Raw genomic sequence first — 25,229 nt, 5'->3', positions numbered from 1 at the left:
GGAAGCGGTCGGCACCGCCGCCAGCCTCCGGACGGTGAGGCTCGCATGAGTCACTCAGGACGCCCATTTCGCACAAACGTTTCAGGCGGCATGCTTCGTGACGGGCGGCAGTCGTTATCGCAGGTAGGTCTGCTGCCATTCCAGCGAGGGCATGTTCAGGGCCGCCTCGGCCAACTCCTTGGCCGAGGCGGTCTTGAGGCCAGCCAGGCTGGTGTCGATCCAGTTCTGCACGTTCTGGTGGCCCTGCTCGCGGTATTCGACGGCTTGGATGAGGCATTCGAGCTTGTCGGCGTCGTGCGCCACGATCACCTCGGGGCTGTCGCCGTTCTCGTACTCCTCGACGATGCGCTGCACGCCGGCGGTGACGGCGGGGTGGGCGGCGGAGACCTGGTCGGCGGTGACGGCCTCGTTGGTGGCGGCCTGAAGGTAGCGGCGGCCGATGCGCGGGATGTCGCTGACGCGGGTCTCCTGGGTGTCGTGGAAGACGCACATCAGGGCGACCCTGGCGGGGTCGGCGCCTTCCACCATGGCCAGGACGCTCCCGATGATCGCCGTGCGGAAGCTGTGCTCCGCGATGGTCTCGGGGTCCTTGACGCCGACGATCCACCAGCCGGACCGCTTGGCCCTCTTGAGCATCCCCATCTCGAACAGGAACCCTGCGGTGCCGCGGCTCTGGTCGTCTGCCATGTGTGGCCCTCCATCGTTCATGTGCGGTTGCCTAGCTGGTGCTGCACGGCGCCGAGATCGTGCCTGGACCTGGGGGAGATCGAGCTGGTGTCGAGGATCTGTCCGACACTCTCACCGAGCACGCCCGGGACGGAAGGGGCAGCCTGCGGAAGCCACGGGTGCGCGTGCACCAGCGCCCAGATCGAGTGGGCGTACAACTCCACATAGGTCGGCGCTTCTTGGAGCCCTCGTACCAGGAGTCGCAGGAGCGTTATGGGTCCCAGCCGGTGAGTTCGCGGTCCCGCATGAACAGATCGCTGGGCTGGGGCCGGGAGGCGGCGCCGAGCCAGTACGCCCAGTAGTTCAGGTTCGCGGCCTCACCCGCGTCGTCGTCCACCAAGGCGCGCTCGATGAAGTCGCGTAGCGGCTGCGGATCACCCTGGCGGGCAAGGGCAGTTGCGGTCGACCGAGCTTCGGGCCACAGGGATGACCAGCCGTGGACGGAGAGAGCGCCCCGGCCCTTCTGGAGCACATGGGCTGTCCAGGCGGAGGTGTCGGGCTGTCGTCTTACGAGGTGAGGTACGCGGCCTGGCGGCGCAGCAGCACCCCGGTCCCGCTCGTGCTAGACGCGCCCTCCGCGACTTCACGCAGATGGGTGAAGAGGTCAAGCCGCTGCTGGGCAGGGATGATTGGTGCGGTCGGTACGGCCCCACGGCGCCGCGGAGCGGGCCGGTTCACCAGCATCGGGGGGCGTTCCGTTGATCGCCGAGGCGAACATGTGGGCCGTCGCGCGGGTGTGGACCCACTCGGCCAGTGGGTGTTGCTCCAGCCGGAGCGGAGGGCTGAGCGCCCCACTGAGGATGCGGTCCGCGTCCATCGCCGCGTCCAGGAGCTGCACCAGATCGGAGTCCGCGCCGAGCGCGGGTAACCGGCAGCGCACGTCGAGCAGGGCGCCGGCCTTCATGTTGGCCAAGGGGCGACGGCCCGACTCCCAGCCCTGGAGAGTCGTGAGGTCGACCTGTAGATCCTCGGCCAGGCCGGTCTGGGTGCGGGGGATGCTCTCGCGGGCAAGGCGCAATACGTAGCCGGACACGATCCCGCTGATGTCGATCCTGCGTGGCTGCGGCCCGTGGCCCATGACGCCCTCCCGTCCTGGCGTGGCGCTCCGCTTAACACGTACCCGGGGTCAGTCCCATCGCATTCCCCACGCTCATACGGTCGTTGTGACCGATCGGATGGCCCGGCAAGGGTCTCTTCGAGGAGGAGCGCGGTGGGCACAGTGACGCATCAGAAGGCAGCGGACAGCGCTCCGAACGCCGTGCCATCGGCGAGCGAGCTGGAGTTGATCGCGCTGGACTGCGACCGGGCGCTGGTCGGGTTCGCGTACCAGCCCGCTCCGGCCGAGAATGCCCGCCAGGTCGCCGTCATGCTCGACCACGGAGGGCAACTGGCCAGCTCCGTGAGCAGGTTGCCCGAGGCGGAGCGGGACGTACGAGTCCCCGGCGCGCTGCAGGACTGGGCGGAGCTGCTCGACCGTGGCCCCGGCGACGGGCCCTTCGCGAACTGGACGTACCTGCGGGCGCTGGCCCGTGCGGTCCGCTCGTTCACGCAGTTCCTCCAGGACCGCACCCGGCCGCGTCCGTTCTGGCCCGGGCGGTGAGCCCGCAGCGGGCGGTCATGGCGTACGTCCTGGTCCTCGCTGTACTGACCGTCGCCCTCACGATCGCCATCGCCACCGACGGCGGCTGATCTCCAGCTCTCCCGCGTGCTGCTCCCCGAAGAGGGACAGGGCGCGGGAGAAACAGGGCGCCCTTCCGCTCGGGGCGCCCACGCCGGTCGCGGCCGACGCCTCCCCCGAGAACGGGCGGGCCGCGGCCGGCATCTCGCCGAGTGCGCACGCATCGGCGCCACCTCATCGCCCACCCGTCCGGAGGACGCCGTGAGCACTACCGCAGCCCTGACCGCCCCTGAGGCGGTCGACTGGACCGCCCTACGGAACTTCGCCGCTCCGCGCGGCCAGTTCCGGATCTCCCTGACACCCCGGTGCAACCTCGGCCGCTTCTTCTGCCACAACGAGGACGACGTCCCGCCGCCCCTCATCCTGCGCGACCGAACTAAGCAGCCACGGCCCCGTGTCGTGGCCGCCGAGGACTTCCTGACCTTCACCCGGGCGATGATCAAGGCGGGTTGCGGCGCGGTTACTTCAGCGGCGGGGAGCCGCTGGTGTCGCCGCTGGCCCGCGAGGTGCTGGCGAACCTGCCGGAGATCGGTGCGGACGGTTCGTACACGCTGATCACCAACGGCACCCGCGTCCGCCAGAACCAGGAATGGCTGGCCCAGACCCGCCTCGGCAAGGTCAAGGTCTCGCTCCACTACTTCTCCGACGCCTCGCTCCTCGACATCGCCGGGGTCCGCACGGGCATCGCGCCGATCCTCGACGGGATCGAGGCCGCGCGCGAGACCTTCGAACGGGTCGAGCTGAACTGCCTGCTGCTGCGCCAGAACCAGCACGAAGTCCGGGCCATCCTCGACCACGCCCTCGCGCGCGGCCTGCCGGTGCAGTTCATCGAGCTGGTGCCCACCGACTTCAACGACTACGACGCCGACAACGCGGTCCCGGCCGAGCAGATCGTCCAGCACCTGCGGACCCTCACTGCCGACGAACACGTCGAGGTCCCCGGGGTCGGCCAGGGCCGGCGGGTCTTCCGCGTCGACGGGGTGGGGATCGACGTCATCGAGCGTGGTCTCGGCCGTCACCACGTCGGCCAGTGCGGCACCTGCCCTGTGCGTGCGAACTGCGTCGAAGGCTTCTGGGCCCTGCGCGCCGACCACGCCGCGGGCGTCCAGCCCTGCCTGCTGCGCGGCGACCTGCGCCTGGACGTCAAAGACGCGCTGAGCGACCCGGACCAGCGGGCGGAAGCCGTCGCCCGCCACGTCACCGCTTTCACCGAGGGGACCCTGTGAAACCTGCCTCCCGCGTACGCGCCGATCCCGTACGGCGACTTCCCCCGTGGCTTCTTCGGCGTACTGGAGGGGGTCTCCGGCGTCGGCAAGTCCACCCTCGCTCGCGTCCTGGCCGAGCGACTCGGAGCGACCGCGCTGCACACGCTGACCCTGCCGCACGAGGGATGGGCGGAGGAGGCGCGCCAGCGGTTACGGGCCCTGCCCCAATTCGGCTTCTACCTGTCCGGCCTGCTCGACACCTCGGACCAGGCCCGGCAGGCACTCACCGCCGGGCCAGTCATCGCCGACCGATATCGGTCGTCCGTCATCGCCTGCCACGCAGCAGCCCACGGCGTCGCCACGGAGGACGTCACGCGCCTGCTCGCCCCGTTCCACGATTATCCGGCCACCCCAGACCACACCTTCTACCTCCGCTGTTCCGAGGGGGTGTTGCGGGAGCGAATGCGCAGCAAGCAGGACCTGAAGCAGGACGACGCCGACCTCTTCGAGGTCCCACACCGTCTCAAGCAACTGCTCCTGAACTTCGAGACGGTCGCCGCCGGCGACCCGACCGCCGTGGTCCTGGACACCGACGGCCGAACCCCCGACCAGCTCGCCGACGAGATCCTCAAGTACGCGGAGGGCAACCGTGCTTGACCCCATCGACACCGACGCCGTGATCCGGGACGGCGGTGCCAACGGCCGCTACCCGGACGAGATCCACGCGGCGGCCGGCTGGTGGCTCGGCGCCTGCCTCGTCACCACCCTCAAAGCCCACCGCATCACCGTCGCCCACGACGGGCGGAGCACCAGTGTCCCGTTCCACCAGCGGCTGTGCCGGGGTGCGGTCAACGCCCAGCACTACGCCTGCACCGTGCTCACCCTCCGCGTCGCCGACGAGGACACCCTGCTGCGGGCGATGGCCGAGCTGGGCGGCGTGCCCGGCGCCCGCGTCTCGTCCACCGGGCCGGAAGGCGAGGAGACAGTCTCCATCGTCCTGTACGGGTCCGACGGCAAACCCCTCGACGAGGACACCGGCCTCGCGAGCATCCGGCACCTGATCGCCAACGACCGCGTTCCCATCCCCGTCAACGAAACGGCCAAGGGCCGCATCGAGCACTACCCCCACCCGCCCGCCGAGGAAGGAGCCGAGCGGTGATCAACGCGGCCGACGTCATCGGCAACCGGGTCCCCATCCTGTTCATCACCCTGGACTCACTGCGCTACGAGACCGCCCGCACCGCCCTGGACGAGGGCACGACCCCACACCTCGCCGAGCTGCTGCCGCAGGGAGGCTGGGAGCGGCGGCAGACCCCTGGCACCTTCACCCTCCCCGCCCACATGACGTTCTTCTCCGGCTTCCTGCCCAAGCTCCCGCAACCCGAGCAGCCCACCCGCCTGTGGGAGTGCCGCCCGCCCGCATTCAAGACCGTGCCGCCGGAGACGTTCGTCTTCGATGCCCCGAACCTGCTCGCGGGGCTGGGCCAGCACGGCTACCGCACCGCCTGCGTCGGCGGCGTCACCTACTTCTCGCGCGAGACCCCGCTCGGCTCCGTCCTGCCGGACCTGTTCGACGAGGACCACTGGCGCCCCACCTTCTGCTCCCCCGAACCCGACTCCACCCGCCACCAAGTCGACCGCGCCCTGGAGATCGCCGACACCTTCGACAAACAGGCCCTGTTCCTGTTCGTCAACGTCTCCGCCACCCACGTCCCCCACGCCCACTACCTCGGCGACGGCCACGACACCGCCGCCTCCCAACGCGCCGCCCTCGCCTACGCCGACCAGCACCTCGGTCGCCTCATCACCACCCTCACCGCTCGTCGCCGCTGGCTGATCGTCCTGTGCGCGGACCACGGCGACGCCTTCGGCGAGGACGGCTTCCACGGCCGCGGCATCGCCCACCCGTCGTGATGAACGTGCCGTACGCGGCCAGGGTGCGCGGCTGACCCCCACTACGCTCGCCGGGCATGAGCGACGAACGCACGCGCCCGGCCCGCGACGCCTCAGTGATCGTGGCGCGCGACGAGGACGGCCAAGTGGCCGTCCTGACCTCCGACTTCCCCCGTAACGGCGGCGAGTACCTCTTCCTGCCCGGCGGGCGCCGGGAAGACGGCGAGAGCCCCGAAGAGTGTGCCCGGCGTGAACTGCACGAGGAAGCCGGCATCAGCGCCGAGACCTGGCGCCCCCTCGGAGCGTACGCCATGACTCTGGACTCGACAGCCCGCATCCACCTCTACGAGGCTCGCGGGCGACTCTGGGACCTCAGCAACTCACGCCAACAGAAGAGGATTTCTAACTCTCCTGGTGGCCGATGCCAGACGCTATCCGAGCCGCTGAGGGGGGACGCTTCCTGCTCCCCGCCGGGCCACTCGCCCTCCTCCTCGCCGAACGCTCCACCCTCTGACGGCCTGCCCTCGGGCAGCATGGCGCGGGGCCTGGCCGCCCCGGTCAGCAGCCTCCGGAGGCAGCCGGTGCTCCGATGCCGACCTGGAGGGTGGCCGGGGCGGCGCAGCAGCCGCCGGTCTCCGGCAACGTCAGCTCGACGCGCTCAGCATCCTCCTGGCAACGGAGAGCAGAAGGGTGCTCCTTACCGAACGGCGCCCACCTGCAATCGTAAAATGTGCGTCCCCCGCCTCGGCAGCCCTCCGTCGGCACCCTTCCGCACGGTGGCAGTCGTGCTGGATCATCAAGTTCGACATCAATGATCTTGAGGGAAGTCGGGAGCCGTGGGAGTTGATCTAGGCACGCGTCAAGAACACGGGCCAGGAGTGCGCGCTCGACAGCATCCCGCTCCAGCTCGCGGCGCCCGATGGGCATCACCAGCACGATCCTGCCGTCCCGTAGGGCAAACACGGCACCGAAGAATCTGGCGTCCGGAACGTCGGAGTCGATGAGAACGAGATTCATCCCCTTCTCAAGCTGTGACAGAGGCGTGCGGTGGAGCGGCTCCGCTACGGGAGAGCGGTCATTCGGTGACACCGTCGCCTGCCGGACCGCTTCGTCGAGTCGTCCCATGGAAAACCCTCCTCCTCCATGCCGCACGGTCCGGTTCGATTGCCTCATTCGTGCGGGTGCCTCCAGTTGGCTTCTCCGACGCAACAGGCCGGATGCGAGTTCGCGCGCGGCACGCTCTCAACCCGAACGTGGCAGCTGCCAACTGCACGTTGACAACGCCTTCCCGGAGCGGTAGACCACGCGTTCCGCCACGTGTGACAGTGGGATGATCGAATAAGAGGCCGCTCGGAGGAACAGATGCTGCTGCAGGTGTACGGCGACGGCCTCGCGCAACTGCCCTTGTTCGATTTGCGTACCGTTCCGGCAACGCTCGCCACGGCAGCTCAGTTGCACGCGCAAGGGCTGCACCCCGGAGAGGCGTGCGAACCGGACGCGTGGCTCGTCGAGACCACCGCCACCGGTGCCTCGCTGCACACCGCACTGTTCCACCGCCACGAAGCGGTCAGACCCAGCAGCACGGGAGCGGACGGCTGGGATCAACGGTTCTTCTTCTCTGCGCAGGCCGGTGAGGCCCACGCGTGGACCTACGACGTCTGGAACTACCGACACGCGCTAATCGTGGGGCTGGTCACCACCCCGTGCTGCGGTCGCATCTCCCGACTCTCGTTGATGAGCATGGAGGGCGAGGACAAGCTCGACGCCAGGTACGCCGCGCGCAAGGACATCCCCTGCTCCCGGTGCCGGACGGACATATCTGGCACCACCTTCATCGATGGCTACGAACGCGTCCGGCAGCTCCTCCATCCCACGGCCAACACGGCCCCCTTGCTCATCGGCTGGGGCATGCGCGACGCGCTCGTCCTCTCAGCTGCCTGCACCACGGCACAGCAGGGCCCGGAACAAAGGCGCAGGAAGCACAGGATCATCGAGTTCGAAGATGCACAGCAGTGGGACGCCCGCGGCCGAGGCAGCGCGGCCTGGTCAGGGGGCGAATGGCAATATTGTGAACTGCCCACCGAAGCTGACGCCTTGGAACGTTGCCGCATCACTCTGGCCAGGATCGGCGCCCTCCACGAGAGCCGAGCCCACTTCGACGCACCACTCCTCACCAACGCCGTTGGCCCGCCAGCGGACTACGGAATCGTGCTGCTCCCACGCCCCCTCGACGTGATCGAGCCCGTAGGGCCGACGGTGACGACGGCGACGGCCGTCGCGCCCGAGGCGTTCCGCGCCCGCAAGGCCCTTCGCTCCGCCTCGCGGAAAGAGGTATCGATAGAGCGCCGCGAGTCCGCCCTCTGCGCTGCCTACGAGCAGCACCTGACGGACCGGGGCCACCAGGTCCAGCGCTATCGGATCCAGGTCGCCGGCACCGGTGAGGAACTCCTGACCGACCTCGTCGACACGACAGCGGGCGTCCTCTACGAGGCGAAGGCCAACACGAGCCGCAGCGCCGTGCGCATGGCAGTGGGGCAACTCCTCGACTACCGCCGCCACATCGACCACCCGGGCCTGCGATCCGCCGTCCTAGTCCCGTCGAAGCCGCACCAGGACCTGTGCGACTACCTGGCAGGACTCGGTATCGGGCTGGTCTACAGGGACGGCGACGGGTTCGCCGGCTCGACTACCGCGCCCTGACCATTCGACTGTCTGCGAGAGGCGACCGGCATCGCTGCCTCGGGAGTGCCCGGATTCCCGGACCCGACTCACTGGTTCGGACGGCACGGTGACCGGTACCGCGACATGCAGGTTGTCCAACGCGTGGAAGAACAAGTGGGCCGTGCAGGCAGTCCCGTGCCTCGTGACGCCAGCGCCCGCAAGGTCATGCGGGCGCAACGCGGTCGCGACACCGCGCCGGAACTGGCTCTTCGACGCGCTCTGCATGCGCTTGGCTTCCGCTATCGCGTGAACCTGCCCGTTCCGGAGATGCGGCGCCGCCGTGCGGACGTCACTTTCGTGCGGTGGCGGACGGCGGTGTTCGTGCAGGGGTGCTTCTGGCATGCGTGTCCTCGCCACCTGCACGCGCCGAAGCACAACGCGGAGTGGTGGCGACAGAAGCTGCAGGGCAACGCCCGGCGGGACGAGGAGACCGATGTGCACCTCGTCCGCCTGGGCTGGCAACCTCTGCGCGTGTGGGAGCACGAGGCGGTCGACGCCGCCGTTGACAGGGTGGTGGAAGCACTCGCTCACCAAGGCCACCCCCGCGCGCTGCGCATCAAGGAAGAGTCGGCAGCAGGAAAGAGCCCTCCGGCCCCTGGACTCGCCTACGGACGCTCGCCGTGCAGCGCTGGCCTCACGACACCGTCTCCTTCGGTTCGTCCACTGCGTACGGGTGCACGTAACGGCTCTCGTTGAACGGCGTGAACCACGAACTGATCGACATGGGCTCGATGCCGAGGGCTTCGCCGACGGGGCTCTCGTCGATCCCGTCCATCGATTCGTCGTAGAGCCACATGTAGTCCGCATCCTCGTAGACGCTCTCAGCGAACGCGTCGAGGGCTGCTTTGACGCCGTCATCGAGGAGACCGAAGAGGTCGAGGCTGGCGCTCGCCGCGTCGAGCAGCATCTTCAGTGCGAGCTCCTCGGCCACACAACCCAGTTGGTGGAAGCTCCCGTTGGTGAACCGGGTGGTCATGGCGATGACGGTCACCAGGAAGCGCCGGGCGAAGAGGACGTCGTACTGGAGGGCGTACCGCTCGGGCAGGTCCTCCAGGTGCCACAGGGGCCGCTCGCACTCCGCGACCGTGGCCTCGTCTTCCGCCAATGCCTGTGCGTCCTCGAACAGCTCGTCCACCAAGATGTCCGTGCTGTAGACCAGGGCCCCGGCCGCGAGTTTGGCGTCCTCCGGCGAGACCGTGAAGTCATAGTCGGCGTCTTCGCTCTCGGCTTCCTCTTCGTCGAGCACTCCGAACATCGGCGGCGGGAAGTAGCGCAGCTCGTCCGCCAAGACAAGCATCCTGGCTCGTACCTCCGCGGCCTTCGCCTCCGCGTCGTACTCGTCCCCGCCGGCCGCTGGACTCTCGGCATGCCGGGCCTTCCGGGCTGCCGGATCGGCGGGCGGGACCTCCGGGCCGTCGGCGGCGGCCAGGCTCTCCCGGGCGTCCTCGGGGTGGAGCTCCACCGCGCACCGGTCGACCGTCCAGTCGGCCAGCAGCTCGGAACGCTCCAGCAGCTCGCTCACGACCGCACGTACCGCGTCCTCCGCGAATTCCAGGGCCGATGCGTCCACGAACACCTTGAGTATCGCCCCGCCCGGATGCACGGCCACGATCGTGTCGAGGACGTCGACCTCCATGCCGTCCGGACCGTCGATGCTCTCGACCGAGTCGAACCCGTCCTCAAGGAGTGCCACGGAACCGGCGCGCTGGAGCGGGTCCATCTCCGGTGCGCCCGTCGGGATGCTGGTGTCTACCGTCACTACGTACGTCACACATCCGAGCCTGGCAGGGAGGAACCTCTTCATGGGCCGGAATCCCAACGTTCGCGGATACCACGTCGCGAAACGGCCATTGCCCGCTGTACAGGCACTCTGGCCTGCGTAACGCCATCCAGGCAGGTGCCGATCTCTCTCTCGGCCCCCTCACCAACGGCACCATCACGACTGGTGCTCTGGTCCCTTCCGACCCAGTGTTCACACGGCTCTCCGACGCAATCTTCGTGGCGGAACATTGTTCCGGCCTATGCGCAGCGCATATCGCGCCATTGTCCGGAGACCCGTTGCTCTGCCTGCCTGGCGACCCCATCCTGAAACGTTCGCCGCCAGCCGAGGGGAGCAAGGTGAACGTACAGCGACGTACCGCGAAAGACCCTGATGTCATCGGTCAGACCACCGGACTGATCGGCTTCCTCAAAGAGGTCGTGCAGAGCAGCCACAACCGTCTTCGCGACGACCAACGCTCGCGAGAGCGCCTGTGGTTGGCCAACCTTCCCGCCTCCGTACGGCGCCCATCGGACCGAATCGATGGTCTGCTGCTCACGCTCGACCACGTGCCGCAAACCGCCCCGCCCCCTCTGCCGGATGCTCTGGACGGATGGGTATCCGCGGAACGGTGCCAAGACGCGGATGGCGGTGACCCGCCGCTCGCGATCGAGGGACCGGGGCGGGAGCTGGTGCGAGCCGCAGACGGCCGCCAGTGGTTGGAGGAGGCGGAGGATCACACCGTCCGCCGAGAGGATGCCGCTGAAGTACTACGAGCGTACGGCCCGTGGCTAGATCGTTGGCGTCGGTGGGCGGAGCGGGAGCGTGCGGAGCGAGCCCTACGAGAGCTGTACGAGCAGGTCTACCACTGGCATCAGAAGCTGACCCAGCAGGATGACCAGCTCGAACTCATCCTGGCTACTGGCCTCTTGACCTGGAGTGATCCCCGAGGCGACGCCGTCCATCGCCATCTGCTCACCCACCGTGTCGAGACCTCGGTGGACCGTAAGACCGCTCGGCTCACGGTCCGCCTCATGGCCGAAGGGGCAGTGCGGCTTGAGGACCAGGCGTTCCTCGACACCGATGACGGCTGGGCGGCCGAGCGCTCGGCCGCGCTTGCGGAGGAGATCGCCGCCCGATCACTGCACTTGCTCGGAACCGAGGCCCTGGAGCAACTGGCCCAATGGCAGGAGCGGGTGCTGCAGCGCCCAGTGGCGTTCAGCGCCGAGTGGCAGCCGCCACGCGAACCGGGAGCAGGCGCACGGCTCACCTACGCTCCGGCACTGATGGTGCGCCCCCGGGACCGTAATGCCCTGTTGGGTTTCTACGACCGGATTGCTGACAGCGTGGCCTCCGAGGCGCACGCACCCCTGGGGATTGCTCAGTTGGTGCTGCCCCTGAGTCCGGAGGAGCGGGCGAACTGGGACGGCCGCAAGATCCCACCGCTGTTCGGGGACGACCCGCTCTTCCCGGGAAAGACCAACGAACGGCAACGAAGCGTGCTGCGTCGGCTGGAGCACGACACGGGCGTGGTGGTGCAGGGACCGCCCGGTACCGGCAAGACACACACGATCGCCAACCTGGTCTCGGCCTTGCTCGCCCAGGGACAGAGGGTGCTCGTGACCAGCGCCCGCGATCAGGCCCTGACGGTCCTGCGAGACAAACTTCCACCTGCGGTGAGGGACTTGTGCGTACTCCTCCTCAGCTCCGCACGGCAGGACGGGGCGGACGAACTCGAACGCACGATCAACGCCCTGACCGACCAGGTCGCTGCCAGCGATTCCGATCAGCTCCGGGAGGAAATCCGTCGGCTCTCCGACCGCCGCGAAGAGGTGCGGGGAAGGATCGGCGTCCTGACCGAACAGGTGATCGCGCTTCGGGAGGCCGAGGTCTATCGGCACCCGGAAATCGCCCCGGGATACGCCGGCACCCTCGCCACGATCGTGCGGCGTGTCGCCGACAACGCCCCACGTCACTCCTGGATCGGCCTGGTTCCGGATGAGGGGCCGACTCCTTCTGCTTCCCCGCTGTCACCCGCGCAGGCAGCGGAACTACTGATCCTGCTGCGCGACGGAGCAGCTGAGCCACGGACCGGCGGAACGCTTCCGCACCCCGACTCCCTCCCCGCCCCCGAGGTTCTAGCCCAGACACTCGCGGCCAGCCGCGTCACCGGGGACGGCCTCTCCCCCGAATCAGCGGACATCCGCGACCACCTCGCCCAGCTCGACTCCTCCGTCACCGATGAACTGACCGCGTTCGCGGGTGACTGCCGTACGGCTCTGCACCGCCTTGGCCTGCCCCCCTCGGCCAGGCAATGGGATACCGACAGGTGGACCACCAAGGCGCTCTCGGAGCGGCTCTCCCGCACCAATCACGCCCTATGGCGTCGCGTGTCCGGACTTGCCGATCAACTCGCTTTGGTGTCACAGCAGTTGGACGAGCTGGGGATCAAGCGCGTCATGGTACCGGAACAGCTCTCCGCCGAACGGGCCGACGCAATGCTCACGCTCGGCTCTGCGCTGCGCGACCATCTCGTCTCGGCCGGCAAACTGCGGGCGCGAGGCAGCTTCCGTGCTTCGAAGGCGCAGAAGGCCGCCCAGGAACTCCTCGACACGTGCACCGTAAACGGTCACTCGCCTGAAACGCCGGAGGATCTCGAGTCCGTCCTCGCCCACCTACGCGCCCTCTCCTCCGTTGCCACGCTCTCAGAGCGGTGGGCTCAAGCCGGGGTCCCCATGTCTGCAGGCCCAGTGGAACTGCGTCTGGCTTCCCTGACCGAGGCATACGCACACCTGGAGCACGTCGACGCATTCGGCGACGCCCGCGAGCACATCGACGAACTTCTCGTGCGCCACGGGCTGCACATCGACTTGACTTCGCGCCCGGCCTGGCAGGACTTCATCACGGCTTTGGCCGCCCTCTCTGGTCGGCGGGCAGCCGATGAAGCCCTGGCTCAGCTGGGCACTTGGGAGGAGTACCTCCGCACGCCATTGGAAGGTTCTCACCCCACCTCCGAAGCACTGGCCGCCGCCCAGGCCGTCCGAGATCAGGACGTCGACCGCTACGCCAAGGAGCTCGAGGCATTGCGGGAGGCACATCGGCGGGAGCACCGTCGGCGTCGGTGCGCCGTACTCCTGGAGGGCATCCGCAGGGCGCACCCTCTGCTCGCCGACCAGCTGATGCAGGAGCCCGATGATCCGGCCTGGGAGACCCGGCTGGACGCATTGGCCGAAGCGTGGGCCTGGGCAGCGGCCTCCGCATTCGTACGCAGCCAGCGCGCCACGGGCCGTGAGCATCAGATCGAAGGCGAACTGAACCAGTGCGAAAGGAACCTGGAGTCCCTCACCGGTGAACTGGCCGCCATCTGGGGTCGGCTGCACTGTTTGGAGCGAATGACACAGGAGCAGCGGTCCGCACTCCAGGCGTACCGCACCCACATGGCCTCCTATGGCAAAGGCAAGGGCCGAAGCGCAGGTCGCTATCGTGCCGCGGCACACGACGCCATGAAGACGGCGCAGGGAGCGGTACCCGCGTGGGTCATGCCCATCTCGCAGGTGGCCGAGATGGTCTTGCCGAAGCGAGACGCGTTCGACGTGGTCATCGTCGACGAAGCGAGTCAGGCGGGCATGGACGCGCTGTTCCTGATGTGGCTCGCCCCTCGCGTGATCGTCGTGGGGGACGACAAGCAATGTGCGCCTTCACTCAGCGGCATGGGACGTCACCAGGCGATCCACGACCGGCTCGTCTCCCATTTGCCGGACATGCCTCCGAGCCTGCGCACCCTCTACGGTCCCGCCACCAACCTCTACCAGCTTCTGTCCACGTTCTTCCCGAAGGTGATCCGGCTGGAGGAGCATTTCCGGTGCATGCCCGAGATCATCGGTTGGTCCTCTCAGACGTTCTACAACAACAAATTGCAACCGCTGCGCCAGTACGGCGGCGAGCGCCTCGACCCCCTCGTGACGCACTTCGTCGAGGGAGCCGTGACCCAAGGACGCGACAGCCGGCTCCGCAACCCGAAGGAAGCCGAGGCCATCCTTGAGTGCCTGGCACAGCTGGTGGAGGACCCCGCCTACCGGGACAAGACCATGGGCGTCATCACCCTTCAAGGGCCGATCGGTCAGGTCAAGCTTCTGGAACAGCTGATCAACGAGCGGATTCCGGCGCCTGTACGCGAACACCACCAGATCCGGGTGGGCAACCCCGCCTCGTTCCAGGGAGACGAGCGGCACGTCATCCTGCTGTCGATGGTCGCCACAGACCCGCCACGCATCGCGGGCGGTGCACGCAGTGAACGACAGGCGTACAACGTCGCTGCGTCCCGCGCCCAGGACCAGATGCGGCTCTTCTACTCAGTGCCGCCAGACCGCCTGAAGCCGGGAGACCTTCGCCTCAACCTCCTTGCCTACATGGAGAACCCGCCCGCCGGGCTTGCCGCCACCGACGACATCGGAGAGGTGTCGAGCGATGTTCCGCAGAAGCCGTTCGAATCCCTCTTCGAACAGCACGTCTACCTGCGCCTGAAAGCTCGCGGGTACCACGTCATCCCGCAGTACCCGGCAGGAAGCAAACGCATTGACCTCGTCGTCGTAGGGGCCCGGGGGCGACTGGCCGTGGAGTGCGACGGCGAGCGGTACCACTCGACGCCCGAACAGATCCGGCATGACCAACAGCGCGATCGTGAACTCCAAAGGGTGGGCTGGACGTTCTGGCGCATCCGTGAGAGCGAGTTCCGATTCGATCCTGACGAAGCACTGACCGGCCTGTGGGAAGAGCTGAACCGGGCGGGCATCCACCCCGCCGTGTTCGGCGGCACTGCCGGCCAGTCCGCCTCGGCCTCCGCAATCACCGGCGTGCAGTGGACCCCGCTCGACCTCTCATCCAATGAAGAGCTGGCCGAGGACCCGGCGGAGTCTCCCGATGGTCCAGACGCGACCGACCCCGTCGCTGTCCTCGGCATGGCCGAAGACGACGAGCCCGAAATCAACAGCACGGAAGGCCCGGCATGACCCTGCAATCCCCACTCGGCGTCCTGGACGTCAACACCCTGGAGGAGCTGTCCCGCGTCATCAGTGGCGACGATCACCTCTACTACCGCAAGGGCTATGAGATCGCCCGATTCCTGGAACACGCTGGCTGGCAGCGGGTACCGGAGTACGACGGCGAGTACCGCAGGGAGTGGACCCTCGCCCGTCTCACGGAACGCCGAGAGGACCCGACCGAACTGGAGAAGGTACTGCTCCGACTCGCCGACCCGCGGGAGTACTTCGACGAACCAGAACAGCTCCCCGCCGTCGTCTCCGCGGTCAACGCCTTCCTCGTCCACGAGGGCGTGCGTCTGGAGAACCCTGGCGGCCGCCCGCGCCTCGTCGCCTGCGACCCCTCTCTCGCCCACCCGGGCAGCCAGGGCCCGGTCGAGCTGAGGGCCGCCATGACCGACCTCATCAGCGACCAGCAGATGGCCACCCTTCTCCAGCATCGCTTGGACGAAGCGCGTACCTGCTACGCGAACGGCGCCCACGTCGCCGCCATGATCATGCTCGGCAGCCTGCTCGAAGGCGTACTGGTCCATGTGGTCCAGGAACGCGATGCGTCGCTCCTCGGCAGGACATCGCCGGACAACGTGACTCTGGACACCCTGATCAAGACGTGCCATGACGCGGGATGGATCGGCGCCGATGTCCAGCGCTTCTGCCACGAACTGCGCAAGTACCGCAACTTCGTCCACCCGCGTGCCGAGATCCGCGAGGCCCACACCCCGGATCGCGACACTCTGGACATGTGCTGGCCCGTGGTCAACGCCGTGCTGAACGACCTCGCCGACTCCCAGTCTGAGACAGCCTGACCACCGAAAGTCACACACTCCCTGCCCCGTGCACGGGCTCGTCAGACGAGTCTCAGCACGGGGCGGGTGTCCGGACCGCACAACTCATCGACCAGCGCGAGCGCCCTGCGCACTAGCGTGCGCCCACACTCTCACTCATACCGTGGAGAGCCATGTCAGCAGCCATGGAAGAGATCCTCGCCCAGCTCAACGAACAGCTCCCAGTTCACATCAACTCCACCGCCACCCTGGCAACCGACACGGACAAAGCGGCCTCCGCCATTGATCGACAGCGCGCACGGAAACAGAACGGGCCCGAGAACTGGCCCCGCAAACCCGATCTCGGGCCACTCCTGGGTGCCGACCGGAAAGATGTCATAGCCACGCCCTGGCAGTTACTCGGAACCTTTGCGCGGGCCACCACACTGGCCCGTCAGGGCCGCGGCAGAGGGCTGGCCGAACACTGGCAAGGGCTGAAGTACTGCCAGGCTCTGGCCGCTGGCGCTAGCGGCCATCTGGCACTCACCGACGAAGGGCAGAGCCCAGAGCTTTCCTATAGAGCCATGCAAGCAAGGGAGTTGGGACGCGCCTTCGGACTCGCTGCCGCGGAGCGCACGGTTCGGAACCGCTTCCCAGATCACCTGGTCTCCATCTTGGACGCGGAGGCCGTACTGCTGGCAGGATTCGCGCGCTCCGGCCCACGCCCGACCTTGGGCGCTCGGCCACGACCTGACTTCTTCATCGAAGCGTGGCGGCCTGGTGAACCATCCCGCGTCTTCGTAGTCACGGTCAACGGCAACCACCAGATCGCCACCAAGCGCACCGGTAAAGCTGATCGCTCAGCATTCAAGCAGCTGGCCAGAGCAAGTGAACGCGCCGAACACTTCCACCTCGCGGAGTGGAACACCACGCCGTGCCTCTTGATGTCCACCGAGCTGCTCGCGAAGGAAGGCATCACCGTCAACGCCCTGCAAGCCCCGGGTAAGGGGTTGTTACCCGCAAGGCCGACTGAGGGGCGCGGGAGCGCGGATGCCGTGCTATCGGAGAGGAACCCTCAGTATGCCGGCGCGGTGAAGATACCGGCCGTCGGCGGCGGCAGAGAACGGCTCCAGGACGGCTTCCTCATTCCGCGTGAGGACCTCAGCTGGTACGGCCAATTGCTCGCGCGCACCGGAGCCGCAGGACAGCTGGCGTTCGCCGGCGCGGGCACCGAGATCTCCCGATACCTGACCGCCAATCAGGGCCACAAGCACTACAAGCAGCAGACGTTTGCCGGCTCATCTAGCGTCAGAGACGCTCGGCACAAGATCGGCTCGACGTGGTTCGTTGGGACCGATCAGGTGTTCCGTGTCAACCGGGTTCGGGTCGAAGCGTTCTCCGGCATGGCCGAGGAGCTGTACCAGCTCCTCGTCACGGGCGAGGTCGAAGCGTACAGGCGTCGAGCGTACGACCTGCGCAACACCTTTCCGAGCGGCACAACAGCCCCTGAGTGGGGTCCCATTTCCTTCGGCGACGACGGCACCGTCATGGCTCTGCGCATTCTTCCGAAGACAGAGGCCACCAGCACCCCCTAAAGGGGAGAGGGAACTTCCTTCCACAGACCCGAGCCTTCGTGTGCTCGAACGCCGGAAAACGTCTTCGCGTCAGACGTCCACACTAGCTAGCTGGGCTGGCAGCGCAGGAGCCTCCGCGCCTGCCTTACATGCCGTGATCCAGTGGGACGGCGGAGTCGGCGCGCTGGACATCCGAAAGCCGCCTGTCCAGCGCGGCCGGCAGCACTTGGCTGGACATCCGCATCCAGTTGCTCCGTGCCCAGTCAACGGGACGTTGCCTCGGACTCGTCCTCTGCGTACGGGTGCACGTAGCGGCCTTCGTTGAACGGCTTGAACCACGAGCCGATCGACATGGGTGCGATACCGAGGGCCTCCCCTACGGGGGCTCTCATCGATCCCGTCCGTCGAATCGTCGTACAGCCCCTCGTGGTCCATGTCCTCAAAGACGTTCGCAGCGAACGATTCGAGTGCGTCCGACGCTCCGGCGTCAAGGAGACCGACCACATCCAGACTGACCTCTGCCTCGCGCAGCAGGAGCCCGAGCGCAAGCTCCTCCGCAACACAACTGAGCTGACCGAAGCTGCCATTGGTGAATCGAGTGGTCATTGCAATGGCGGTCACCGGGAAGCGGCGCGCAAAGTGGGCGTTGTACTGGAGGGCGTAGCGCTCAGGCAGCTCTTCCAGCAGCCAGAACGGCCGCTCGCACTCGGCGACGTTGGTTCGCTCCCGGGTCAGCGTCTGAACATCCTGGAAGAGTTCGTCCACCAACAGGTGCATTCCGTACACCAAGGCGCCAGCCGCGAGCTTGGCATCCTCCGGCAACGCGCCGAAGTCGCCCTCCTCCTCGCCCTCTTCGTCTTCGTCATCAAGTACGCCGAACATGACAGGCGGGAAAGAGCGCAGCTCAGCCGCCATGGCCAGCATTCGGTCACGCGTGGCCGCGGCATCTGCTTCCGCGTCGTAGTCGTCCCCGCCACTCCGGGCGGCAGCCTGTGCGGCATGGCGGGCCTTGCGGGAGGCCGGATCATCGGGCGGAGCGTCCGGGCCGTCGGCAGCGGCGAGGCTCTCCTGGGCCATGTGAGAGTGGAGCTGGACCTCGCACTCGTCGACCGCCACTCGGCCAGCAGCTCGGAGCGCTCCAGCAGCTCCCCCACCACCGAGCGCACCGTCTCCTCGGCAAACTCCAGCGCAGGAGCGTCCACGAAGATCTTGAGTAGCGCACCGCCTGGATAGACGGCCACGATCGTCTCGTGAAGGTCGGCCTCCATCCCGTCCGGGCCCTCGATGCCTTCCACCGAGTCGAGCCCGGCTTCGAGGATCGCCACCGCGCCGGCACGCTGCAGGGGGTCCATCTCCGGAGTGCCCTCCGGGATGTGGGTTTCCACGCTCACGACGTACGTCACGACGAACAGCGTGGCAGGACCGGACCATGCCGCGAGGGAAAACGGCCCGTTCGCGAGCGCCCCTTGCTCCCGCAACCTGGCCCTCCCGTCACACGAGCGCGCGCACGCCACGGAGCAGATCTGAGAGGTCATCACACCTCAACAGGCCGCATCGGACACGGCGTGCCCCAGCCGTGCCCTCCAGACCGGAAGACCCCGGTCAACAGCGGTGCAACCCGACCCGCTCCAGGAGCCATTGGATACCCCGTTTTCGCAGGTCAGAAAGCATGCCAGCGCCGCAGAACCCGTTGATTCCCAAGCTGAGAGCGCGAGTTCGATTCTCGTCACCCGTCAGCAGCCTGGAGTTCGTTGCTCATCTAAACCTTTTCGGACCTCTATGCCCTAATTCGCGCCAGGCCGCCGCGGCGTGCGGCGGCCCGCTGGCAAAACTTCGGAAGGCCGCAGCCCCGCCCCGCGCCCTGCCGTAGCGTGGCCTCACGATCACCGCGGGATGGGGGCCATGAACCGAGAAGCGCTGCCGCCGCCGGGAAGGACTTCCCGTACACGCTGGACACCACGTGCTACATCGAAGTCCACGAGGACGGCCGAGTCACCCAGGGCGCGGGACCCGACGCCCATCAGCGCGCAGTCGCTGGTGCCTCCCGCCTCTTCGCGGTCTGGCCCGGACAGTGGCGAAGCGACCTCTTCGCGATCGATGACCTGGACGAGTTCGCGCGGGCACGCGGCATCGTCCACGACGAGGAGCGAACCGGCCTTGCCGACCACGTCCACGACGTCCACTGGAGCCTGGCGGACGGTGAGCAGAACACCCGCAGCCAGTACGTGAGCATCGACATACGCCTCGCCTGCGGATGTTCCGTCAAGGACCGTCGCACCTTCGCCGCGAAGATGAGAAAGCAAGACGGTTGGGACCTGGCGGTCACCGGCGGTTGGGGTTACCACACGGACGCGAACGGCACCACGTACACGTTCCGTGCCCGCCGCAAGAGCCTCAGTTCCTGAGCGGGCACTTTCGAAACACCGGGAAGTGAGCTTAGGCCGGGGGCACACCTGAGAGCAGCGGGCTCTAACAGAAGGAGCCCTCCGCCCTTCGGCATCCTGATGGACCAAGGCACTACTCACCACCTGACACCCCATCAGAACAAGCGTCAAATGAGCGTCAAGATGCCTCGGAGAGCGTCATTTCAGCGTCAAGATATCGCCTGTAGCGCCCACACCGCACAAAATGCGCGCACGCAAAACCGCAGGTCAGCCGCCCTTCGCCACCGGCTCCAGGATCGCCACGCACTCCACGTGATGCGTCATCGGGAACAGATCGAACGCCCGCAGCGTCCGCGGCTTGTAGCCCGCCGCCGCGAAGTACGCCAGGTCGCGGGCCAGGGCTGCCGGGTCGCAGGCCACGTAGGCGATGCGGCGGGCGCCCAGGGCCGCGAGGTGCTTGACCGTCTGCTTGCCGGCGCCGGCGCGGGGCGGGTCCAGGACGATCAGGTCGGCTTCGGTGATCTTCGTGCGGGGCAGGACCTGCTCGACCTTGCCCTGCTCGACGCGGACGCGGGGCAGGTCGGCCAGGTTGTGGCGGGCGTCCTCGACGGCGCGCTTGGAGGACTCGATGCCGAGCACCGCGCCCGTCTCGCCCACCCGCTCCGCGATCGCGCCGGCGAACAGGCCGACGCCGCAGTACAGGTCGAGCGCCATCTCGCCCTTGCGCGGCATCAGACCCTGCATCACGGCCTTCACCAGGGTGTCGGGGGCCTGCGGGTGGACCTGCCAGAAGCCGCCCATGCCGACGCGATAGGTGCGGCCGTCGGCGCGCTCGCGGACGAAGGCGCGGCCGTGCACCCGGTGCACTCCGCCGTCCTTCTCCTCGACTCGCAGCACGGAGACCGGCTTGTCGAGCTCCACCAGGGGCAGGCGGCCACCCGGCTTCGGGGTGAGGACGACCTGGCGGTCGTGTGAGCCGGACGACGCGATCGCCTCGACCGAGGCCAGCGAGGGCCACTCCCGCTTCTCGACGCCCAGTTCGGAGACGCCCTCGGACGCGATCATGCAGTGGTCGACGACCTCGACCTCGTGCGAGCGGTGCTTGCGCAGGCCCGCGCGCCCCTCCGCGTCGATCGCGTACTGGACGCGGCTGCGCCATGCCGGGACCTGGCCGGCGGGGAGCTTGTCGCCCTCGGCGGGCATGACCGTGCCGTCCCAGCCGGCCTCTTCGGGGGTCAGGCCCGCGAGTCGCTGGAGCTGCTCGGCGATGACCTCGCCCTTGAGGCGGCGCTGGGCGCCGGGCTTGGCGTGCTGCCAGTCGCAGCCGCCGCACTTGCCGGGGCCCGCGAAGGGGCAGGGCGCCTCGACCCGGTCCTTGGACGCCTCCACGATGCGCACCGCGTCCGCGCGCAGGAAGCGCGAGTCCTCCTCGCCCTCGGTGACGCGGGCCACGATCTTCTCGCCGGGCAGGGCGTGGCGTACGAACAGGACGCGGCCCTCGGCGGTGCGGGCGATGCAGTGGCCGCCGTGTGCGACGGGGCCGACCTCGACCTCGTACTCCTCACCGACCAACGACGACAGCGACGGCTCGGGCGCCGACGGCTCGGATGCCGACGCCGACGGCTCGGATGCGTTCTGCTGCATGGCTGGGTGACTCCAGGGTCGGGGGGAGGAAAACGGCGGGCGGCCGGGCGAACAGCCCACCAGTCTACGTGGGGATCGCCCGGCCGCCCGCCACAGGCACGGCGCGGCACCGGCACGGCACCGGCACGGCACCCGGCACCACAGCGCGCCGCACCACAGCGCGCCCGCGCCGCACCCGTACCGCTCAGCTCTTGTTGCTCGGCTCCTTGGGGCGGGACACGGGTCCGCGGCGCACCGCGCCCGGGGCGTTCCAGTCCGCGCGCCTGCGGGCCCGCTTCTTGGCGGCCTCCGAGGACTCCAGCTGATAGGGGACGGAGGTCACCATGACGCCGGGGGTGAACAGGAGGCGGCCCTTGAGCCTGAGCGCGCTCTGGTTGTGCAGCAGGTGCTCGTACCAGTGGCCCACGACGTACTCGGGGATGAACACGCTGATCGCGTCGCGCGGGCTCTCGCGGCGCAGGCTGCGGACGTACTCGATGATCGGCCGGGTGATCTCGCGGTAGGGCGAGTCGAGGATCTTCAGCGGTACGTTGATGCCGCGCCGCTCCCACTCCTCCTTCAGGGCCTTCGTCTCGACCGGGTCGACCGAGATGGAGAGCGCCTCCAGCTGGTCGGAGCGCATCAGCTTGGCGTAGGCGAGGGCGCGCAGGGTGGGGCGGTGGACCTTGGAGACCAGGACGATCGAGTGCACGCGCGAGGGCCGCAGGCTGTCGTCGCTGGGCTCGTCGGGAGCGGCGATCTCGGCGGCGACCCGGTCGTAGTGCTTGCGGATCGCGGTCATCGTTCCGTAGAAGATCACCATGCCGAGCAGGGCGACCCAGGCGCCGTGGGTGAACTTCGTCGCGAGGACGACCACCAGGACCAGGCCGGTGAAGAACGCGCCGAACGCGTTGATTGCGCGCGAGCGGACCATGTGGCGGCGCTTGGCGGGGTCGCGTTCGGTGGCCAGGTGGCGGTTCCAGTGGCGGACCATGCCGGTCTGGCTGAGCGTGAAGGAGACGAAGACGCCGACGATGTACAGCTGGATCAGGCGGGTCGAGTCCGCGCCGTAGATGACGACGAGCAGCACCGCGGCGCCGGCCAGCAGCACGATGCCGTTGGAGAACGCGAGGCGGTCGCCGCGGGTGTGCAGCTGGCGGGGCAGGTAGCGGTCCTGGGCGAGGATCGAGCCGAGCAGCGGGAACCCGTTGTACGCGGTGTTCGCCGCGAGGAACAGGACGAGCGCGGTGGCCGCGGCGAGCACGACGAACAGGAAGCTGCCGTGTCCGAAGACGGCCTCGGCGACCTGCGAGATCACCGGGTTCTGTACGTATCCGGAGCCGAGCGGGGTGCCGTTGTGCAGCAGGTCCTCGCCGGGCTTCTCCGCCATGCGCACATGGGTCGACATGGCGAGCGCGATGATGCCGCAGAACATGGTGACGGCGAGGCCGCCCATCAGGGCGAGCGTGGTGGCGGCGTTCTTCGACTTCGGCTTGCGGAAGGCGGGGACGCCGTTGCTGATGGCCTCGACGCCGGTGAGCGCCGCACAGCCGGAGGAGAAGGCGCGCAGCAGCAGGAAGACCATGGCGAAGCCCGCGAGGCCCTGGTGCTCGGCCTTGATCGTGTAGTCCGCGGTCGGTGCCTTCATGGTGTCGCCGAGCACGATCCCGCGGAAGGCGCCCCAGGCGATCATGACGAAGACGCCGGCGACGAAGACGTACGTCGGGATCGCGAAGAGCTTGCCCGACTCCTTCATGCCGCGCAGGTTCAGCAGCGTCAACAGGACGATCACGGCGACCGCGCAGAGCACCTTGTGCTCGACGATGAACGGGATCGCGGAGCCGAGGTTCTCGATGCCCGAGGCGATGGAGACCGCCACGGTCAGGACGTAGTCGACGAGCAGGGCGCTGGCGACGGTGAGTCCGGCCTTCGGCCCGAGGTTGGTGTTGGCGACCTCGTAGTCGCCGCCGCCGCTCGGGTAGGCGTGCACGTTCTGCCGGTAGGAGGCGACCACGGTGAACATCAGCACCACGACCGCGAGGGCGATCCAGGGGCTGAAGTGGTACGCCGACACACCCGCCACGGAGAGCACCAGGAGTACTTCTCCGGGTGCGTACGCAACGGACGAGAGCGGGTCGGAGGCAAAGACGGGAAGTGCGATGCGCTTGGGGAGGAGCGTTTCTCCCAGCTTGTCGCTGCGCAGCGCCCGGCCGATCAGGATCCGTTTGGGCACGTCGGTCAGTTTGGACACGCAGAGGATCGTAAGCGCTCTGTCCGAATAAGGCCCACCCGCCTCCCCCCGCCCGCGGCGGTCCCCGGGGGCACTGCGTGAGTGCATCGCGGGGCGGGCCGCATAAGCTCGTCTCGCGGCAACGTGGATTTCTGTTGCCACGCTGTTGCCCGGCTAGCCGAGAAGGAAGTAGTGAGCAGGGTGTTTGCGCAGGTCATCGGGGCGACCAGGAGTGCGGGGTAAGGGGACGTGCACATCGTCATCATGGGCTGCGGGCGAGTGGGAGCCGCTCTCGCGCAGGCCTTGGAACAGCAAGGGCACACCGTCGCGGTGGTGGACCAGGACCCCACCGCTTTCCGTCGGCTGGGTTCCGGATTCGGCGGGCGCCGGGTCACCGGGGTCGGCTTCGACCAGGACACCCTGCGCGAGGCGGGCATCGAGGAGGCCGGCGCGTTCGCGGCGGTCTCCAGCGGTGACAACTCCAACATCATCGCGGCGCGGGTCGCGCGCGAGATGTTCGGCATCGAGAACGTGGCGGCGCGGATCTACGACCCGCGCCGCGCCGAGGTCTACCAGCGCCTGGGCATCCCCACGGTCGCCACGGTGAGCTGGACCGCGGACCAGATGCTGCGGCGGCTGCTGCCGTCCGGCGCCGAGCCGCTGTGGCGCGACCCGAGCGGTGGCGTGCAGCTGGCCGAGGTGCACACCTCGACCTCCTGGATCGGCCACAAGATCAGCAAGTTGCAGGAGGAGACCGGCGTACGCGTCGCGTTCCTCACCCGGCTGGGCGAAGCGGTTCTTCCGACGTCCCAGACGGTCCTGCAAGAGGGCGACCTGGTGCACGTCATGATGCGTACGGACGAGGTCGAGAAGGTCGAGGCGGCGTTCGCCCAGGGTCCCGAGGAGGGCGGCAACTGATGCGCGTGGCGATTGCCGGGGCCGGCGCGGTGGGGCGTTCCATCGCGGGCGAGCTCCTGGAGAACGGGCACGAGGTGCTCCTGGTCGACAAGGCGCCCACCGCCATCTCGGTGGAGCGGGTGCCGCTCGCCGAGTGGCTGCTGGCGGACGCCTGCGAGATCACCTCGCTCGACGAGGCGGCGCTCCAGCGCTGCAACGTGGTCATCGCGGCCACCGGCGACGACAAGGTGAACCTGGTCGTCTCGCTGCTCGCGAAGACCGAGTACGGGGTGCCGCGGGTGGTGGCCCGGGTCAACAACCCGAAGAACGAGTGGCTGTTCAACGAGTCGTGGGGTGTGGACGTCGCCGTCTCGACGCCGCGTCTGATGTCGGCCCTGGTCGAGGAGGCGGTGAGCGTCGGCGATCTCGTCCGGCTGCTGCGCTTCAGCCACGGGGACGCCAACCTGGTCGAGCTGACGCTGCCGCCGGAGTCGGCGCTCGCGGGCACGCAGGTCGGCGATGTGGCCTGGCCCGAGGACACCTCGCTGGTCACCATCATCCGGGGCACGCGGGTGCTGACGCCGAGCCAGGAGGAGACCCTGGAGGCGGGCGACGAGCTTCTGTTCGTGGCCGCGCAGGCCCGCGAGGAGCAGTTGGAGGACCTCCTCTCGGTCCGCCGCGAGGGCTGATCCCGCCGGACGCACGAAGGGCCCGGAACCGTCATGGTTCCGGGCCC

At 68.2% G+C, this 25,229-nt stretch carries 22 protein-coding genes and 1 pseudogene; 14 read left to right on the top strand and 9 right to left on the bottom strand.

The annotated features are described in order from the left end of the window. Nucleotides 1-114: 114 nt before the first annotated feature. The 4 genes from CG740_RS16795 to CG740_RS40940 form a co-directional block, all read right to left on the bottom strand. Entirely contained in the window at nucleotides 115-687 is a 573-nt protein-coding gene (locus CG740_RS16795; RefSeq protein ID WP_100575947.1) for an HD domain-containing protein, read from the bottom strand. A 17-nt stretch (nucleotides 688-704) separates the two neighbouring features. Continuing rightward, nucleotides 705-890 carry a hypothetical protein gene (locus CG740_RS40950; protein ID WP_234376299.1) on the bottom strand — a complete coding sequence of 62 codons (186 nt, stop codon included), beginning with the start codon at nucleotides 888-890 and terminating at the stop codon, nucleotides 705-707. A gap of 47 nt (nucleotides 891-937) precedes the next feature. Beyond that, nucleotides 938-1,198 carry a hypothetical protein gene (locus CG740_RS40945; protein WP_234376298.1) on the bottom strand — a complete coding sequence of 87 codons (261 nt, stop codon included), beginning with the start codon at nucleotides 1,196-1,198 and terminating at the stop codon, nucleotides 938-940. A 132-nt stretch (nucleotides 1,199-1,330) separates the two neighbouring features. Further along, entirely contained in the window at nucleotides 1,331-1,804 is a 474-nt protein-coding gene (locus CG740_RS40940) for a helix-turn-helix transcriptional regulator (RefSeq protein ID WP_234376297.1), read from the bottom strand. A 132-nt stretch (nucleotides 1,805-1,936) separates the two neighbouring features. Here CG740_RS40940 and CG740_RS16785 point away from each other — a divergent pair, with 132 nt between their 5' ends. From CG740_RS16785 to CG740_RS41735, 6 genes and pseudogenes are all read left to right on the top strand, one after another. Then, nucleotides 1,937-2,326, top strand: a complete 390-nt coding sequence (locus CG740_RS16785; RefSeq protein ID WP_159030309.1) for a DUF6415 family natural product biosynthesis protein — start codon at nucleotides 1,937-1,939, stop codon at nucleotides 2,324-2,326. Nucleotides 2,327-2,889: 563 nt separating this feature from the next. After that, nucleotides 2,890-3,630 carry a radical SAM protein gene (locus tag CG740_RS16780; protein WP_234376296.1) on the top strand — a complete coding sequence of 247 codons (741 nt, stop codon included), beginning with the start codon at nucleotides 2,890-2,892 and terminating at the stop codon, nucleotides 3,628-3,630. Nucleotides 3,631-3,633: 3 nt separating this feature from the next. After that, complete coding sequence (locus CG740_RS16775) at nucleotides 3,634-4,266, top strand: dTMP kinase (protein WP_100575944.1); 633 nt, start codon at nucleotides 3,634-3,636, stop codon at nucleotides 4,264-4,266. After that, nucleotides 4,259-4,768, top strand: coding sequence for a hypothetical protein (locus CG740_RS16770; RefSeq protein ID WP_100575943.1), 510 nt, complete (start codon nucleotides 4,259-4,261; stop codon nucleotides 4,766-4,768). Before CG740_RS16775 ends, CG740_RS16770 begins: the two co-directional genes overlap by 8 nt. Then, nucleotides 4,765-5,523: an STM4013/SEN3800 family hydrolase gene (locus CG740_RS16765; protein WP_234376295.1), complete on the top strand. Its 759-nt coding sequence runs from the start codon at nucleotides 4,765-4,767 to the stop codon at nucleotides 5,521-5,523. The genes CG740_RS16770 and CG740_RS16765 overlap by 4 nt, the downstream gene beginning before the upstream one ends. A gap of 56 nt (nucleotides 5,524-5,579) precedes the next feature. Next, nucleotides 5,580-5,750, top strand: a pseudogene (locus CG740_RS41735) (NUDIX hydrolase); the annotation flags it as partial. 310 nt (nucleotides 5,751-6,060) lie between these two features. On the opposite strand, the gene CG740_RS16755 reads toward CG740_RS41735, so the two are convergent. After that, entirely contained in the window at nucleotides 6,061-6,627 is a 567-nt protein-coding gene (locus tag CG740_RS16755) for a hypothetical protein (RefSeq protein WP_159030308.1), read from the bottom strand. Between the two features lie 237 nt (nucleotides 6,628-6,864). Here CG740_RS16755 and CG740_RS16750 point away from each other — a divergent pair, with 237 nt between their 5' ends. After that, nucleotides 6,865-8,202 carry a hypothetical protein gene (locus CG740_RS16750; RefSeq protein WP_100575941.1) on the top strand — a complete coding sequence of 446 codons (1,338 nt, stop codon included), beginning with the start codon at nucleotides 6,865-6,867 and terminating at the stop codon, nucleotides 8,200-8,202. 105 nt (nucleotides 8,203-8,307) lie between these two features. Next, the gene (locus CG740_RS16745) at nucleotides 8,308-8,919 is read left to right on the top strand and encodes a very short patch repair endonuclease (RefSeq protein WP_100575940.1); all 612 of its coding nucleotides are present in this window, start codon (nucleotides 8,308-8,310) and stop codon (nucleotides 8,917-8,919) included. Here the strand turns inward: CG740_RS16745 and CG740_RS16740 are convergent. After that, nucleotides 8,858-9,994: a hypothetical protein gene (locus CG740_RS16740; protein WP_100575939.1), complete on the bottom strand. Its 1,137-nt coding sequence runs from the start codon at nucleotides 9,992-9,994 to the stop codon at nucleotides 8,858-8,860. The two genes, CG740_RS16745 and CG740_RS16740, sit on opposite strands and share 62 nt — an antisense overlap. A 347-nt stretch (nucleotides 9,995-10,341) precedes the next feature. Between CG740_RS16740 and CG740_RS16735 the strand changes: the two genes are divergently transcribed. From CG740_RS16735 to CG740_RS39675, 3 genes are all read left to right on the top strand, one after another. Continuing rightward, on the top strand, nucleotides 10,342-14,991 hold the full coding sequence (locus tag CG740_RS16735; protein WP_100575938.1) for an AAA domain-containing protein: 4,650 nt from the start codon (nucleotides 10,342-10,344) through the stop codon (nucleotides 14,989-14,991). Then, the gene (locus CG740_RS16730) at nucleotides 14,988-15,827 is read left to right on the top strand and encodes a DUF4145 domain-containing protein (protein ID WP_100575937.1); all 840 of its coding nucleotides are present in this window, start codon (nucleotides 14,988-14,990) and stop codon (nucleotides 15,825-15,827) included. Before CG740_RS16735 ends, CG740_RS16730 begins: the two co-directional genes overlap by 4 nt. 152 nt (nucleotides 15,828-15,979) lie before the next feature. Beyond that, entirely contained in the window at nucleotides 15,980-17,380 is a 1,401-nt protein-coding gene (locus CG740_RS39675) for a hypothetical protein (RefSeq protein ID WP_159030307.1), read from the top strand. A gap of 69 nt (nucleotides 17,381-17,449) precedes the next feature. Here CG740_RS39675 and CG740_RS16720 read toward each other — a convergent pair whose 3' ends face one another. Further along, nucleotides 17,450-18,436, bottom strand: coding sequence for a hypothetical protein (locus CG740_RS16720; RefSeq protein ID WP_234376294.1), 987 nt, complete (start codon nucleotides 18,434-18,436; stop codon nucleotides 17,450-17,452). Nucleotides 18,437-19,230: 794 nt separating this feature from the next. On the opposite strand from CG740_RS16720, the gene CG740_RS16715 reads away from it, so the two are divergent. Beyond that, on the top strand, nucleotides 19,231-19,764 hold the full coding sequence (locus CG740_RS16715; RefSeq protein ID WP_100575935.1) for a hypothetical protein: 534 nt from the start codon (nucleotides 19,231-19,233) through the stop codon (nucleotides 19,762-19,764). Nucleotides 19,765-20,010: 246 nt separating this feature from the next. On the opposite strand, the gene CG740_RS16710 is transcribed toward CG740_RS16715, so the two are convergent. Next, nucleotides 20,011-21,387 carry a class I SAM-dependent RNA methyltransferase gene (locus CG740_RS16710; protein WP_100575934.1) on the bottom strand — a complete coding sequence of 459 codons (1,377 nt, stop codon included), beginning with the start codon at nucleotides 21,385-21,387 and terminating at the stop codon, nucleotides 20,011-20,013. 184 nt (nucleotides 21,388-21,571) lie between these two features. Next, nucleotides 21,572-23,617, bottom strand: coding sequence for an APC family permease (locus CG740_RS16705; RefSeq protein ID WP_100575933.1), 2,046 nt, complete (start codon nucleotides 23,615-23,617; stop codon nucleotides 21,572-21,574). Nucleotides 23,618-23,845: 228 nt separating this feature from the next. On the opposite strand from CG740_RS16705, the gene CG740_RS16700 reads away from it, so the two are divergent. Further along, nucleotides 23,846-24,514: a potassium channel family protein gene (locus tag CG740_RS16700; protein WP_100575932.1), complete on the top strand. Its 669-nt coding sequence runs from the start codon at nucleotides 23,846-23,848 to the stop codon at nucleotides 24,512-24,514. Beyond that, entirely contained in the window at nucleotides 24,514-25,182 is a 669-nt protein-coding gene (locus CG740_RS16695) for a potassium channel family protein (RefSeq protein WP_053725471.1), read from the top strand. Before CG740_RS16700 ends, CG740_RS16695 begins: the two co-directional genes overlap by 1 nt. The last annotated feature ends 47 nt before the right edge of the window (nucleotides 25,183-25,229 follow it).

Source organism: Streptomyces sp. CB01201, from assembly GCF_002803085.1.
Classification (GTDB): Bacteria; Actinomycetota; Actinomycetes; order Streptomycetales; family Streptomycetaceae; genus Streptomyces; species Streptomyces hundungensis.
Note: the sequence above shows the minus strand (reverse complement) of the source record. Positions and strands in the feature narration are given on the sequence as shown.

Coding starts and splice junctions, on each gene's coding strand:
- CG740_RS16730 (WP_100575937.1), top strand. CDS start 14,988: ATGACCCTGCAATCCCCACTCGGCGTCCTGGACGTCAACACCCTGGAG.
- CG740_RS16755 (WP_159030308.1), bottom strand. CDS start 6,627: ATGGGACGACTCGACGAAGCGGTCCGGCAGGCGACGGTGTCACCGAAT.
- CG740_RS16720 (WP_234376294.1), bottom strand. CDS start 18,436: ATGGCCCAGGAGAGCCTCGCCGCTGCCGACGGCCCGGACGCTCCGCCC.
- CG740_RS16745 (WP_100575940.1), top strand. CDS start 8,308: ATGCAGGTTGTCCAACGCGTGGAAGAACAAGTGGGCCGTGCAGGCAGT.
- CG740_RS16750 (WP_100575941.1), top strand. CDS start 6,865: ATGCTGCTGCAGGTGTACGGCGACGGCCTCGCGCAACTGCCCTTGTTC.
- CG740_RS16710 (WP_100575934.1), bottom strand. CDS start 21,387: ATGCAGCAGAACGCATCCGAGCCGTCGGCGTCGGCATCCGAGCCGTCG.
- CG740_RS16795 (WP_100575947.1), bottom strand. CDS start 687: ATGGCAGACGACCAGAGCCGCGGCACCGCAGGGTTCCTGTTCGAGATG.
- CG740_RS40940 (WP_234376297.1), bottom strand. CDS start 1,804: ATGGGCCACGGGCCGCAGCCACGCAGGATCGACATCAGCGGGATCGTG.
- CG740_RS16695 (WP_053725471.1), top strand. CDS start 24,514: ATGCGCGTGGCGATTGCCGGGGCCGGCGCGGTGGGGCGTTCCATCGCG.
- CG740_RS39675 (WP_159030307.1), top strand. CDS start 15,980: ATGTCAGCAGCCATGGAAGAGATCCTCGCCCAGCTCAACGAACAGCTC.